The organism is Polaribacter sp. KT25b (genome assembly GCF_900105145.1).
In the GTDB taxonomy this organism is placed as follows: Bacteria; Bacteroidota; Bacteroidia; order Flavobacteriales; family Flavobacteriaceae; genus Polaribacter.
Window position 1 is genome coordinate 3,820,737 of sequence record NZ_LT629752.1, and the last position, 13,093, is coordinate 3,833,829.

Genomic DNA, 13,093 nt, shown 5'->3' on the forward strand with positions numbered 1-13,093 from the left:
AGTAAATGCTTTATAACCGAATAAAATTGCTATTGTGTTTCATCTTTGCAGTGTCTAAACGAATAGACAAAAACAAATTATAAATAATCTAAAACCTTATCTTATGAGTACGTTAAGAAACAAAGTACAGTTAATTGGAAACTTAGGCAAAAACCCAGAAATTATTTCTTTAGAAAGTGGAAAAAAGTTAGCAAAATTTTCTCTTGCAACTAACGAAAGTTATAAAAATGCACAAGGAGAAAAAGTAACAGATACACAATGGCACAACATTGTTGCTTGGAATAAAACTGCAGAAATTATAGAAAAATACGTAGTAAAAGGAAATGAGATTGTTATAGAAGGCAAGTTAACTTCAAGAAGTTATGAAACCAAAGATGGTGAAAAAAGATACATTACAGAAGTTGTTTGTAGCGAACTTTTGATGCTCGGAAATAACCAATAGAAATATTTAGGTAAATTTGAAAGCTTTAAGAAAGACTAACTTTATGTTGGTCTTTTTTGGTTTGAGGAATTTAATTATTCCATCTATTTTAATCATAATTTGAAACAAACTTTAGAGTTTCATTTTTTAAAGCAGATAATTAAAAATTGGTTAAGGTTAATATATGCTTAATCTAACAATAATTAATTTTTGTAACTTACAACATCAATTTAAAAATCGACTTCTATGCCAAACTACACTTTACATATTAACGGAAAAGAACGAACTGTAACTGCAGATGCAGATACACCTTTGTTATGGGTTTTAAGAGATGAACTCAATTTAGTAGGTACAAAATTTGGTTGCGGAATTGCACAATGTGGTGCTTGTACTGTTCATATAGATGGTGTTGCAACAAGAAGTTGCCAAATGCAAGTTTCTATTTTAGATGATGTAAAAATCACAACAATTGAAGGTTTATCAGAAGATGGTAAACATCCAGTACAAGAAGCTTGGAAAGAAATTGATGTGCCACAATGTGGCTATTGTCAAGCAGGTCAAATAATGACAGCTTCTGCTTTTTTATCAGAAAATAATAATCCATCAGAAGAAGAAATTAGAGAAGCAATGCATAGTAATATTTGCAGATGCGCTTCTTATAATAGAATTGAAAAAGCGGTAAAAGTTGCTGCAGAAAAAATGTTATAATTAACTAAACTACTTAAAAATGAAATCTCAAAAAAAAGATAATTTTAGCAGAAGAAGTTTCTTAAAAACTTCGCTTTTAGCAAGTGGTGGAATGTTAATTGGATTCAATTTACTTTCAGCCTGCAAACCAGAAGCAATAATGCCTGTAGATATTGAAAGCTTAAATTTTAATGATTTTAATGCATTTATTAAAATTTCTGATGAAGGTTATATAACCATTTTTTCTCCAAATCCAGAAATTGGTCAAGGTGTAAAAACAGCTATGCCAATGATTATTGCAGAAGAATTAGATGTAGAATGGAATAAAGTAAATGTAGTTCAAGGGGCTTTAGATACTAAAAATTTTCAAAGGCAAATTGCAGGAGGAAGTCAATCTATTCGTTTTGGTTGGGATGCTTTAAGGCAAACAGGCGCAACTGCAAAACAGCTATTAGTAAATGCAGCTGCTGCAAAATGGAATGTTGATGCAACTACTTGTAAAGCATCAAAAGGAATAATAACCAATGCAAATGGAGATCAATTAGGTTATGGAGATGTTGTAAAAGAAGCTGCTTTATTAGAAGTGCCTGATAATGTAAAATTGAAAGAAATTAAAGATTTTACAATTATTGGTCAAGAAATTGTAAATGTAGATATTGATAAAATTATTACAGGAAAACCACTTTTTGGGTTGGATTATAAAACCGAAGGAATGTTATATGCTTCTGTTTTAAGACCGCCAGCTTTTGGTCAAAAATTAGAAAGTTTTGATGCAACTGAAGCAAAGAAAGTGAAAGGTGTAATTGATGTGATAACAATTGGTGATAAAGTAAGAAAATATGTAGAGTCTGATAAGAGAAACTGGACATTTACAATGGCTGAAACTGATAAAGTAGTGGTAATTGCAGAAAATACCTGGGCAGCAATAAAAGGTAAAAAAGCACTTTCTGCAATATGGAAATCAGATTCTGAATTAGAAAATACTGCAGCTCATGATAAATTTTTAAACGAGATTTTAGATGGTAAAAAGTTTAATACAAGAAGAGAAGACGGCAACATAGAACAAGCTTTTTCTGATGCAGATAAAGTGATTGAGAAAACATATCATTCGCCTTTTTTACCGCATAATTGTATGGAACCTATGAATTTTTATGCTGATGTTTCTTCAGAAAAAATACACTTAGCAGGTCCTGTTCAAACACCAGAATATGCAGCCCAAGTTGTTGCAGATTTATTGGGTTATGATTTGGAGAAAGTTTCTGTAGAAATGACCAGAATGGGTGGAGGTTTTGGAAGAAGACTGTATGGAGATTTTGTGTATGAAGCTGCAGAAATATCAAATGCAATTAAAAAACCAGTTAAATTAATTTCTACAAGAGAAGATGATATGACAATGGGAGTTTATCGACCTTCCATAAAATATAGAATAAAAGCATCCATCAAAGATGGAAAAGTAACAGGATATTATTTAAAAGAAGCTGCAATAAATGGAAATATGTACGGCTTAATTCCAAACTTTTTTCCTGCAGGATGTATTCCAAACTTTAAAGTAGATACCGCAAATTATAAAAGTAATATTACAACAGGAGCTTGGAGAGCACCTTATACCAACTTTTTAGCATTTGCAGAACAAAGTTTCTTTGATGAATTAGCATCAGAATTAAATATTGATACCATTCAATTGCGTTTAGATTTATTACAAAATGTAAAAAATACTTCTGATAAAAAAATAGAATATTCTGGTCAAAGAATGGAAGATACTATTAAGTTAGTGCGTGAAAAAGGAAATTGGGGCAAAACTGAAAAAGGAACTTACCAAGGGTTTTCTGCTTACTATAGCCATAATACGCATGTTGCAGAAATTGCAGAAATTGTTTTAAAAGACGGATTTCCAATTGTTAAAAAAGTAACAGTTGCTGTAGATTGTGGAGTTGTAGTAAACCCAACAGGCGCAAGAAACCAAGTTGTAGGTGGAGTTTTAGACGGAATTGGTCATGCAATGTATGCTGATTTTTCTTTTAAAGAAGGAAAACCAGATTCCCAAAATTTTGACACATATAGATTAATTAGAATGCAAGAAACACCTAAAGTTGAAGTTCATTTTGTTGAAAATAATTTATCTCCTACAGGTTTAGGAGAACCAGGTTTACCACCTGCAGGTGGTGCAGTTGCCAATGCAATTAATGCAGCATTAGGACAAAGAATTTACAGTCAGCCTTTTATTAAGGAACTTAAAAATAGTGCCGTTTTAGGATAAAGAGTAGTTCTTTAAACCAAAAAATGCCGCAATTTGCGGCATTTTTTGGCTTTATTATTTTTGAAACTTAGTTTCCACCAGATTCTATTTTTGCATCATTTACCATTTTATCATTTGGTACAATTGCAACATTTACTCTTCTGTTTTTTGCTCTTCCTTCTGCGGTAGCATTATCATATTTTGGCTGAGTTTCTCCATACCATAAAGTCTGAAATCTATTTTTAACCAAACCTTTAGCTATTAAATAATCTGTAACAGATAAAGCTCTTTTTTCAGAAAGCGTCATATTATACTCGTCTTTACCAGAACTATCTGTATGACCAACTACTAAAATATTAGTATCAGGAAATTCTAAAAACACATCAGAAAGTTTATTTAAAGTTTCTTGAGATTTAGCATTAATATTAGATTTATTGGTATCAAAATATACACCACTATTTTCATCAAAAGTAACTACAATTCCATCATCTATTCTTTCTACTACTGCTCCAGGAATTTCAGTTTCAATTTTTTCAGCTTGCTTGTCCATTTTGTTACCAATTAGCACACCTGCGCCACCACCAACAACACCACCAATTATAGCGCCTAATTCTCCATTTCCTCCTTTACCTACATTATTACCAATGATTGCACCAAGAATTGCACCACCAGCAGTGCCAATTGTTGCGCCTTTTTGTTTATTATTTGCATTTTTTATTGCTTCACAACTAGAGATACTGAATACTAATGTAAGTACTAAAGTTACTATTACTGTTTTATTGATTAGTTTTTTCATAATAATTATTGTTTTGTAAAGTTTATGTTAATTATAAATTGAGTTCCATCTACATTTAAGTATTGTTTCCATTGCATTGTAGTTTCAGATAATTCTGTTAATTGTAGTCTATAACCTACATTGTTTTCGTTATTTTTTGGTTTTAGTAAAAAATCATAATAACCAGAAACAGCATCAATTTCTTGAACTACAAAAATAAAATCTCTTTCTCCATTTACACAATTTGTGTTATTAATGTCATAAGTTCCTGAGTTGTTATTTGGTACAAATTTCCACGAGCTACCTTCAAAACATTCTTTTGGAGAGTCGTTAAACATTGTTACTTTATAGTCGCCAGTTTTACTGTAAGCTATTTTATTTAATGTCCAATTTCCTTTTATTATTTTCTCTTTTGTTCTTACATTTTTTGTAGCACTACATGAGAACAATATCAATGAGAGTGCAACCACTATTAAGTTTTTCATAAGTTATGTTTTTAATTATATGCAAAGTAACAACGAAAAAAGATACAACAGTATCTCAAAAGGTAAAAAAGTGAACTCATTTAAGGTATTAACTATATATTAACCTAGTTATCGTTAGTTTTAAAGTTTAATTGATGTTTTTTGTTAAAATATTAAATTAGGCTATTAAAAGAATTGCTAAAATCAATTAAGTTTTTAGCAATTCCTTAGCAATAGTCGCTTTGGGGGTAAATCATGAGTAATTATTATTGATGTATTTATTTTTTCTTTTAATTAGTTATTATTTAAGTGTTAAAGGTTTACAAATGTAATATACATATCTATTTTTTTTGCTGTAAAATCGTTAAACGTAGTGTTAAACTCTTTAAAATGAATTATTTAATCGTTAAATATAAAGTTTGTTTTAGAAAAGAATTGCTAAAATCAATTAAGTTTTTAGCAATTCCGTAGCAATAGTTGCTGGGGGATAATCATGAGTAATTATTATTAGGGTACGATTATTTATTTTAATTTACAATTTTTACGCTGTAAGGGGGTGCAAATATACTATGCGTACATAGTATATTTATAAAATAATCGATAAGATGAATATTAAGCTCTTTAAAATGAATATTTTAATAGTTTAAGTAATCCTTTTTTATTAGTGACTATATGAAAAGTAAAGGTAGATTTTAGAAAGATGTTATTTGCTTAAGCTTGATTCTGTAAATATTTTTCATCAATAATTTAATCATTTAACACACAAATAGTTTTTTCTTGATTTAAAAAAACACGATAAGTATCATTTTTAGAAGTGCTAGAGCAAATTAAAACCCAGTATTTTTTGCTTTTTCTTAGGATGTTATTTTTTCTGTAATTTTAAAACAAGATCAATTTTATAACCATTTACATTTTTAGCATCAGCAATAAAAAAAGTAATTTTATCGGTTTCAGAATTTACTAACATAATTACATTCTTTAATATTAGAAGAAGAGGTTTTCAAATAATTTTTAAACGAAACAACAGTTTCTTGCAAAACTGTTGTAACACTTATATTTATAAAAAATAACTTTTAATCATTTAGTTCTATTTTTTAACTTACTTGTTGCCCGTTTTTAACTGCTTTTTCTGGTTCTACAAAAGCTAATTTTCCATCAGGAGTATCTGTCATTAAAATCATTCCTTGGCTTTCTACACCTTTTATTTTTCTTGGCGCTAAATTTACCAATACAGAAACTTGCTGACCAATAATTTCTTCTGAAGAAAAACTTTCTGCAATTCCGGAAACAATAGTTCTTATATCAATACCAACGTCAACCTTTAACTTTAAAAGTTTTTTGGTTTTTGCAACTTTTTCTGCTTCTAAAATAGTTCCAATTCTGATGTCTAGTTTGGTAAAATCTTCAAAATCTATAGTCTCTTTTTGAGGTTCTACAACTCTTTTCTCTTCTTCGTTTGCTTTTTTAGTAGCAATTAATTTTTCTAGTTGTGCTTCAATCGTTTTGTCTTCAATTTTAGAAAATAATAATTCAGCTTTATTTACCTCATGATTTGCTGGTAATAAAACATCCTTTTCTGTAATATCTTCCCAAGTAAAACTGTTATCAATATTTAAAATCCCTTTCAATTTATCCGAAGTAAAAGGTAAAAAAGGTTCAGAAACTACTGCTAAAGCAGCAGAAATTTGCATAGCAACATACATAATAGTTTGTACGCGTTCTGCATCAACTTTTATAACTTTCCAAGGTTCTTCGTCTGCTAAATACTTATTACCAAGTCTTGCTAAATTCATTAATTCTTGGCTAGCTTCTCTAAATCTATATCTTTCAATAGATTTTGCAATAATATTAGGGAACTCTTTTACAGCTGCTAAAGCATCTTCATCTGCTTCTGTAAAATCATTTGGAGTTGGTATAATTCCTTGATAATATTTGTTGGTTAAAACTACCACACGATTAATAAAATTACCAAAAATAGCAACCAATTCATTATTGTTTTTTGCTTGGAAATCTTTCCAAGTAAAATCGTTGTCTTTACTTTCTGGCGCGTTTGCAGTTAAAGTATAACGTAAAACATCTTGCTGATTTGGAAATTCTTCTAAATACTCATGCAACCAAACTGCCCAGTTTTTAGAAGTCGATAATTTATTTCCTTCTAAATTTAAAAACTCATTTGCAGGCACATTTTCTGGTAAAATATAATTTCCATGCGCTTTTAACATCGCAGGAAAAATAATACAGTGAAAAACAATATTGTCTTTTCCTATAAAATGAACCAGTTTTGTATCGTCTTTTTTCCAATAATCTTCCCAATTTTTTCCTTCTCTTGCTGCCCATTCTTTGGTTGATGAAATATAGCCAATTGGCGCATCAAACCAAACATATAACACTTTGCCTTCTGCATCTTTTAAAGGAACAGGAATTCCCCAATCTAAATCTCTAGTTACTGCTCTTGGTCTTAAACCGTCTTCTACCCAACTTTTTACTTGTCCGTAAACATTAGGTTTCCAGTCATTTTTATGACCTTCTAAAATCCATTCTCGTAAAAAAGCTTCGTGTTTATCTAAAGGTAAAAACCAGTGTTTTGTTTCTTTTATAGTTGGTACATTACCAGTTATTGCAGATTTTGGATTAATTAAATCTGTTGCGTTATGACTTGTTCCACAATTTTCACATTGATCGCCATAACTTTCTTCAAAGCCACATTTTGGGCAAGTTCCTACAACAAAACGATCTGCTAAAAACTGATTTGCTTCTTCATCATACAATTGTGCAGAAACTTCTTCTACAAACTCGCCATCATTATACAGTTTTGTAAAAAAATCAGAAGCCGTTTCATGATGAATTTCTGATGAAGTTCTTGAGTAATTATCAAAAGAAATACCAAAATCTTCAAAAGATTTTTTGATAATTCCGTGATATTTATCAATAATAACTTGCGGAGAAACACCTTCTTTTTTTGCTTTCATTGGTATGGCTGCACCATGTTCATCAGAACCAGAAATGTAAGCAACATCATTACCAGTTAAACGTAAATAACGCGCATAAATATCTGCAGGAACGTAAACGCCTGCTAAGTGCCCAATATGAATTGGACCATTTGTATATGGTAAAGCTGCTGTAATTGTATATCTTTTAGGAGCACTCATGTGTACTTTTGTTTTATTTTTGTACTGATTTTTGAAGTGCAAAAGTACGAAAAAGCAATTTTTAAATCCGATAGAAAATAGATACATTTACAATTAATAGATCTTTTGAAGATAAGTACCAAGAACCAAAAAATATTTTGAATAATTTTTCTTTATGTATCGCCTTTTTTTTATTGATTATTTCATCAACATTTGCGCAAGAAAAACGTGATTTTATAAAAGTACAAGAGAACCCAATTGTGTTCTCAGATTTTATTCTTGGGTATTCAAACTCTGGTAAAAGCGCTGTTACTGCTGGTTTTAATATTAATTACCAGAAAAATAATAATTTATTTACTTTTAGAACTTTACAAACTATAAGTGTAGATAAAATAGATTGGTTTCTTTTTGTTCCAATTTCTACGGTAAGCAATACAACAACAGAATTTGCTGTACTTTATGGAAAAAGATATATTGAAGACGGAATATCGTATCATTTTTCTGGAGGTATTTCTTACAATATAAATGAAGATGTGAATGGTAATCTTAAAACAAGAGATAATTTTGCAGGATTTCCTTTAGAAATAGGAATGAGTTTTTTTAAATCGAAAAAAGAAAGATTTAGAGTTTTTTATGGATTAATTCCGGTTGGTAAACCAACAAGTTTTGGACGATCTATAGGTTTTAAATTATACGCAAATATTGCTGAAAAATCTTATGTAGGTTTAGGCTTAACTTTTGGTTTAGGTTGGCACAAAATATATAAAAATGAAAAATAATGTAATCCCTTTTTTATTATTGATGACTTTTTCATCAGTATTTGCTCAAAAAAAATTAACAACGCCACCATATTTAAAAAAGGGTGATACAATTGCAATTGTAGCACCCGCAGGAATTTTAAAAAACAAACAAGAAGTAATTGAAAAAGCCAAAAGATTAGTAGAAAGTTGGGGATTAAAAGTTGTTTTAGGTAAAAACTTATTTAATCAGGAAAATCATTTTTCAGGTACTGATGATGAACGATGTCAAGATTTTCAAGAAGCTTTAGACAATAAAAATATCAAAGCAATTTGGGCGGCAAGAGGCGGTTATGGTTCTGTTAGAATTTTAGATAAATTAGATTTTACGAAATTTAAAAAAAATCCGAAATGGATTATTGGTTATTCTGATATTACAGCGTTTCATAATCATATTCACAATTTAAATGTAGAAACCATTCACGGTATGATGGGCACAAGTTTAGGTGATAAACCAGAAGAAATTATTGAGACAATTTCATCGTTTAAAAAATCGCTTTTTGGCGAAGAAATTACGTACTCTATTTCCTCATCAAATTATAATAAAATTGGTGTTGCAGAAGGGCAAATTATTGGTGGAAATATCTCTATTTTGGCTTCTATGCTAGGTTCTAAAAGTCAATTAAATACAGATGGAAAAATTCTTTTTATTGAAGAAATTGGTGAATATAAATATTCTATAGACAGAATGTTACAAAGTTTAAAGCGTGCTGGATATTTTACAAAAGTAAAAGCAGTTGTTGTTGGCGATATGACAAAAATTAAAAAGAATTCTACAAATTGGGGCAGTTCTATAGAGCAATTAGTTTTAGATGTTTTGCCAAACGATATTCCTGTTTTATTTGATTTTCCTGCTGGTCATGAATCAGATAATAGAGCTTTGCTTTTTGGAAGAAAAGTTAAATTAGTCGTTGGTCGCGGAGAAGAAAAATCGACTTTAAAGTTTTTAAAATAATTTATTTCTGATAACTGAATATTAAAAAATGGCAGATCATAATGAACTTGGCGAAATAGGAGAACAAATTGCTGTTGATTTTTTAATTAAAAACGAGTATAAAATTCTTGAAAGAAATTACCGTTATTTAAAAGCTGAGGTTGATATTATTGCCTTAAAAAACGGTGTTTTAGCAGTTATTGAAGTTAAAACAAGAAGTTCTGATTATTACGGTAAACCGCAAGATTTTGTAAATCCGAAGAAAATAAAACTATTACTTTCTGCAATTGATTATTATGTTATTCAAAAAGACTTAGATGTAGAAGTTCGTTTTGATATTATTGCAATTATCTATCAAAAAAACAATACAAAGATTGAGCATTTAGAAGATGCTTTTCTTTATTTTTAATGCTTATTCTTGATTAAAATACTCCATAACATCATCAATTTCATTTGGTTTTGCTATTATTTTTTTGCTTTTATCTAGCACAAAATAACTTGGTGTAGAAAAAATTTGATAGGTTTTTGCAGTTTCATTTTGCCATTTATTTAAACCTAACACATTGTGCCAACCGTATAAATTGGTTCTAGAATAATTTTCCCAAACAAAAGCATCATCTTCTAAGGCAAAGGCAATTACTTTTATATTTTTCTTGTTTTTTAAATAGGAGTGTAGTTCTGGTATTTCTCGCATACAGTGAGAACAACTTGTGCTCCAAAAAACCAATACATACTTTTCTGCATCATTTAATGTAGATAATTTAAAGGATTTGCCATTTTCTTTCCAAGAAAAATCTGGCGCAATTCTGCCAATTTCAGAAGCAAATAAAGCTATTTTTTCTGATTTAAATTTTTGACTTTGTAAAGTTTCTGGTAATTTATTATAATGATTTTCAAAAAGATAATCTATAATTTCTAAATTTTTATAAGCTTCAAATTGTACTATTAAAAACTCTATAATATCTCTTTTATAAGGTTGATTGTTAATTTTATAAAGTACAACGTCTATAGCTTCTTTATAGAGTTTTTGCTGTGTTCTACTATCATCAGAATAATTGATGTAAAAGATGTAAGACACAATTCTATCTGTTAAAAAAGAAGAATTTATAAGTGTTTTTTTATTAAAATCTAAGTTGTTAAAAAATGAATTTTTAACCTTAAAAAGATAATCTTCTACAGAGGTTAAAATTTCTGCAGAATTATTTTGATTACTAGCTTTTATAATAGGAGCAATATATTTTTCTTTAGATAATTCTGCATATTTATTTTGCACAACATTTACTTTATTAAAAGCATTTATATAACGTGTTTTTAAATCTAATTTTGGATTTTGAAGTGCAGCAATTTGTATTGAATCTAATTTTTCTTGTGCTTTAGAAATAGTTTCTACATATTCTTGATATAACTTATTTTCTGATGATTTTGAAAAAGAAACTGTCTGCTCTGGATAATCTGGATTAAAAATGAAAGAAATATTTTCTTTATTGTAAAAAATATCTAAAAAACCTGCGCCTTCAGTTCTGTAATTAACTCTATATGCACCTGGTTTTGCATCAGGTTTTAGTTTAAATTCAAAACGACCAACAGCTTGTTTTTTTCCGCTAAGGGTAATAGAATCTGTTTTTATGGTTGTATTGCTAACAAAAATTTGTTTAGTGCCTTCAATTTTATATAAGATTACCCAATCGGTTTCAATTTTTGGGTTCATGGTACCTTTTATAACATGTTGAGCATTTGCAAAAGAGGAAATAAATAGTATAAAGTAAAAAATATTTTTCATCATTCTTAGATAAATTTTGTTCTCTAATTTTTAAATTCAAAAAACGTACCAAATGTACTATTTATACATCAATTTAAGTATATTGTAACGTTAAAATTAATTTAATTATGAGTAGTTTTTCTGATAAAATAATTTGGATTACTGGCGCATCTTCAGGAATAGGAAAAGCCTTGGCAATAGAATTGTCTAACCAAAACGCAAAAATTATTTTATCATCAAGAAAAATTAACGATTTAGAGCTGGTAAAGAAAAAATGTAAAAACCCAAATAATGTAAAAATCGTTGCGTTAGATTTAGAAGATTATACAAATTTACAATCTAAAGTTAAAGAAGCAATTGACACTTTTGGTAAAATTGATATTTTGGTAAATAATGGTGGAATTAGTCAAAGATCGCTTGTAAAAGATACTTTAATTGCGGTTGATAAACAAATTATGGATGTCAATTATTTAGGAACTGTTACTTTGTCTAAAGCTATTTTACCACATTTTATCAGAAATAAAAGTGGGCATTTTGTTGTTACTACAAGTATTGTTGGTAAAATAGGAACTCCTTTACGTTCTAGTTATGCCGCAAGTAAACATGCTTTACATGGTTTTTTTGATAGTTTACGCGCAGAACATTTTAAAGATAATATTGTTGTAACGCTGGTTTGTCCTGGTTTTGTAAACACAAATGTTTCTAAAAATGCATTAACAGGAAATGGAACTCCGCAACAAAAAATGGATGTTGCTACAGCAAATGGAATTGATCCAGATCGTTTTGCAAAATTAATGGCAAAGGCTATTAAAAACCAAAAAGAGGAAGTTTATATTGCTGGAGTAAAAGAAAAATTAGGCGTGTATTTAAAACGCTTTTATCCTAAGTTATTGTCTAAGATGATTCGTAAATTAAGTGTTACTTAATCTTTAAAATACGATAAAGTATCAAAGTAAGAAACAATTGCCTCTTTCATTAAAACAGTTTGTTCACCAGCTTTTAAATTTGGTAATTCTGTAAGTGTTTTATAATGTGGCCAACCATCTTCATCAAAATAATCAAATTCGTAATATCCATAAGGTTCTAATAATTTGCAAATGGCAATATGCATCAAATTTACTTTTTCGTCTTTTTTAAACGCTCTATAACCTTGTCCTAATTCTTGCACACCAATTAAATAAACGATTCCGTCTAAATTTAATTCATCTCCTTCAGAAAAATCATCGGTTAATTTGTTTACTAAAAAATCCCATTTTTCTTTTAAATTACTAACTTTTGTCATAAAAACTGTTTAAAAGTGTAAAGATACAATGCCCATTTTTAATTTTTAAAAAAAGGATGTAGATTTACATAAATTAATTAGAATGAATATTTTCGATATCATTATTGTGGCATTACTGCTTTTTGCTTTTGTAAGAGGAATTATGAAAGGTTTTTTTGCAGAAGTTGCTTCTTTAGTGGCAATTATTGCTGGAGTCTTTGTAGCTATTCATTATGCGCATCATATGGAGTATTATTTGGTAAACTCTTCAGCTATAAATTGGTCTGATGAAACAAACCGAATTGTATCTTTTGCAGTTACTTTTTTGTTTGTAGTAATTTTAGTAATCTTTATTGGAAAAATTTTAACAAAAATTGCAGATATTACAGCTTTAGGTATGTTAAATAAATTGTTAGGCGGTATTTTTGGTGGCTTAAAAATTGCTTTAATTTTAAGTGTAATTTTTACATTTTTTGGTAGTGTAAACAATACAATCCCTTTTGTAGAAAAAGAAACTTTAGATGAATCTGTTATGTACAATCCTGTTAAAAAGATTGCGCCAGCTTTGTTTCCATCAATTATAAAAGAAGGTGAAGAAGGAGAATCAAAAATAGATTTTAGTATAAAATAG

The 13,093-nt window shown here is 29.0% G+C and carries 13 protein-coding genes; 8 read left to right on the plus strand and 5 right to left on the minus strand.

The genetic code is table 11. The features are described from left to right. The first annotated feature begins 103 nt into the window (after positions 1 to 103). From BLT70_RS16600 to BLT70_RS16610, 3 genes are all read left to right on the plus strand, one after another. Complete coding sequence (locus tag BLT70_RS16600; RefSeq protein ID WP_091897020.1) at positions 104 to 442, plus strand: single-stranded DNA-binding protein; 339 nt, start codon at positions 104 to 106, stop codon at positions 440 to 442. Between the two features lie 225 nt (positions 443 to 667). Then, entirely contained in the window at positions 668 to 1,129 is a 462-nt protein-coding gene (locus BLT70_RS16605) for a (2Fe-2S)-binding protein (RefSeq protein WP_091897022.1), read from the plus strand. Positions 1,130 to 1,148: 19 nt separating this feature from the next. After that, positions 1,149 to 3,365, plus strand: a complete 2,217-nt coding sequence (locus BLT70_RS16610; protein WP_091897025.1) for a xanthine dehydrogenase family protein molybdopterin-binding subunit — start codon at positions 1,149 to 1,151, stop codon at positions 3,363 to 3,365. Positions 3,366 to 3,432: 67 nt separating this feature from the next. Here the strand turns inward: BLT70_RS16610 and BLT70_RS16615 are convergent, their stop codons facing one another. From BLT70_RS16615 to metG, 3 genes are all read right to left on the minus strand, one after another. Beyond that, positions 3,433 to 4,140 (minus strand): OmpA family protein, encoded by a 708-nt coding sequence (locus BLT70_RS16615; protein WP_091897028.1) that lies wholly within the window; start codon positions 4,138 to 4,140, stop codon positions 3,433 to 3,435. 5 nt (positions 4,141 to 4,145) lie between these two features. Further along, positions 4,146 to 4,604 (minus strand): lipocalin family protein, encoded by a 459-nt coding sequence (locus BLT70_RS16620; RefSeq protein ID WP_091897029.1) that lies wholly within the window; start codon positions 4,602 to 4,604, stop codon positions 4,146 to 4,148. 1,073 nt (positions 4,605 to 5,677) lie between these two features. After that, positions 5,678 to 7,819: a methionine--tRNA ligase gene (gene metG / locus BLT70_RS16625; RefSeq protein WP_157691932.1), complete on the minus strand. Its 2,142-nt coding sequence runs from the start codon at positions 7,817 to 7,819 to the stop codon at positions 5,678 to 5,680. A gap of 50 nt (positions 7,820 to 7,869) precedes the next feature. Here metG and BLT70_RS16630 point away from each other — a divergent pair, with 50 nt between their 5' ends. Genes BLT70_RS16630 through BLT70_RS16640 form a run of 3 tightly spaced genes read left to right on the plus strand, consistent with a single transcriptional unit; the run spans position 7,870 to position 9,851 of the window. Then, entirely contained in the window at positions 7,870 to 8,490 is a 621-nt protein-coding gene (locus tag BLT70_RS16630) for a hypothetical protein (protein WP_231962754.1), read from the plus strand. Then, on the plus strand, positions 8,480 to 9,463 hold the full coding sequence (locus BLT70_RS16635) for an LD-carboxypeptidase (protein ID WP_231962755.1): 984 nt from the start codon (positions 8,480 to 8,482) through the stop codon (positions 9,461 to 9,463). The genes BLT70_RS16630 and BLT70_RS16635 overlap by 11 nt, the downstream gene beginning before the upstream one ends. A gap of 28 nt (positions 9,464 to 9,491) precedes the next feature. Next, positions 9,492 to 9,851, plus strand: a complete 360-nt coding sequence (locus BLT70_RS16640; RefSeq protein ID WP_091897035.1) for a YraN family protein — start codon at positions 9,492 to 9,494, stop codon at positions 9,849 to 9,851. Between the two features lie 3 nt (positions 9,852 to 9,854). Here the strand turns inward: BLT70_RS16640 and BLT70_RS16645 are convergent, their stop codons facing one another. Continuing rightward, positions 9,855 to 11,225 (minus strand): TlpA disulfide reductase family protein, encoded by a 1,371-nt coding sequence (locus BLT70_RS16645; protein ID WP_172824436.1) that lies wholly within the window; start codon positions 11,223 to 11,225, stop codon positions 9,855 to 9,857. Positions 11,226 to 11,329: 104 nt separating this feature from the next. Here BLT70_RS16645 and BLT70_RS16650 point away from each other — a divergent pair, with 104 nt between their 5' ends. Further along, on the plus strand, positions 11,330 to 12,127 hold the full coding sequence (locus BLT70_RS16650; protein WP_091897038.1) for an SDR family oxidoreductase: 798 nt from the start codon (positions 11,330 to 11,332) through the stop codon (positions 12,125 to 12,127). Here BLT70_RS16650 and BLT70_RS16655 read toward each other — a convergent pair. Further along, a complete protein-coding gene (locus BLT70_RS16655) occupies positions 12,124 to 12,483 on the minus strand; it encodes a hypothetical protein (protein WP_091897040.1) in 360 nt (119 codons plus the stop codon). The two genes, BLT70_RS16650 and BLT70_RS16655, sit on opposite strands and share 4 nt — an antisense overlap. A gap of 82 nt (positions 12,484 to 12,565) precedes the next feature. Between BLT70_RS16655 and BLT70_RS16660 the strand changes: the two genes are divergently transcribed. Then, positions 12,566 to 13,093, plus strand: a complete 528-nt coding sequence (locus tag BLT70_RS16660) for a CvpA family protein (protein WP_091897043.1) — start codon at positions 12,566 to 12,568, stop codon at positions 13,091 to 13,093.

Bases quoted from the DNA above. Each gene is read 5' to 3' on its own strand.
- BLT70_RS16660 (WP_091897043.1), top strand. From the start codon at position 12,566: ATGAATATTTTCGATATCATTATTGTGGCATTACTGCTTTTTGCTTTT.
- BLT70_RS16645 (WP_172824436.1), bottom strand. From the start codon at position 11,225: ATGATGAAAAATATTTTTTACTTTATACTATTTATTTCCTCTTTTGCA.
- BLT70_RS16610 (WP_091897025.1), top strand. From the start codon at position 1,149: ATGAAATCTCAAAAAAAAGATAATTTTAGCAGAAGAAGTTTCTTAAAA.
- BLT70_RS16600 (WP_091897020.1), top strand. From the start codon at position 104: ATGAGTACGTTAAGAAACAAAGTACAGTTAATTGGAAACTTAGGCAAA.
- metG (WP_157691932.1), bottom strand. From the start codon at position 7,819: ATGTATCTATTTTCTATCGGATTTAAAAATTGCTTTTTCGTACTTTTG.
- BLT70_RS16655 (WP_091897040.1), bottom strand. From the start codon at position 12,483: ATGACAAAAGTTAGTAATTTAAAAGAAAAATGGGATTTTTTAGTAAAC.
- BLT70_RS16605 (WP_091897022.1), top strand. From the start codon at position 668: ATGCCAAACTACACTTTACATATTAACGGAAAAGAACGAACTGTAACT.
- BLT70_RS16640 (WP_091897035.1), top strand. From the start codon at position 9,492: ATGGCAGATCATAATGAACTTGGCGAAATAGGAGAACAAATTGCTGTT.
- BLT70_RS16635 (WP_231962755.1), top strand. From the start codon at position 8,480: ATGAAAAATAATGTAATCCCTTTTTTATTATTGATGACTTTTTCATCA.
- BLT70_RS16615 (WP_091897028.1), bottom strand. From the start codon at position 4,140: ATGAAAAAACTAATCAATAAAACAGTAATAGTAACTTTAGTACTTACA.
- BLT70_RS16650 (WP_091897038.1), top strand. From the start codon at position 11,330: ATGAGTAGTTTTTCTGATAAAATAATTTGGATTACTGGCGCATCTTCA.
- BLT70_RS16620 (WP_091897029.1), bottom strand. From the start codon at position 4,604: ATGAAAAACTTAATAGTGGTTGCACTCTCATTGATATTGTTCTCATGT.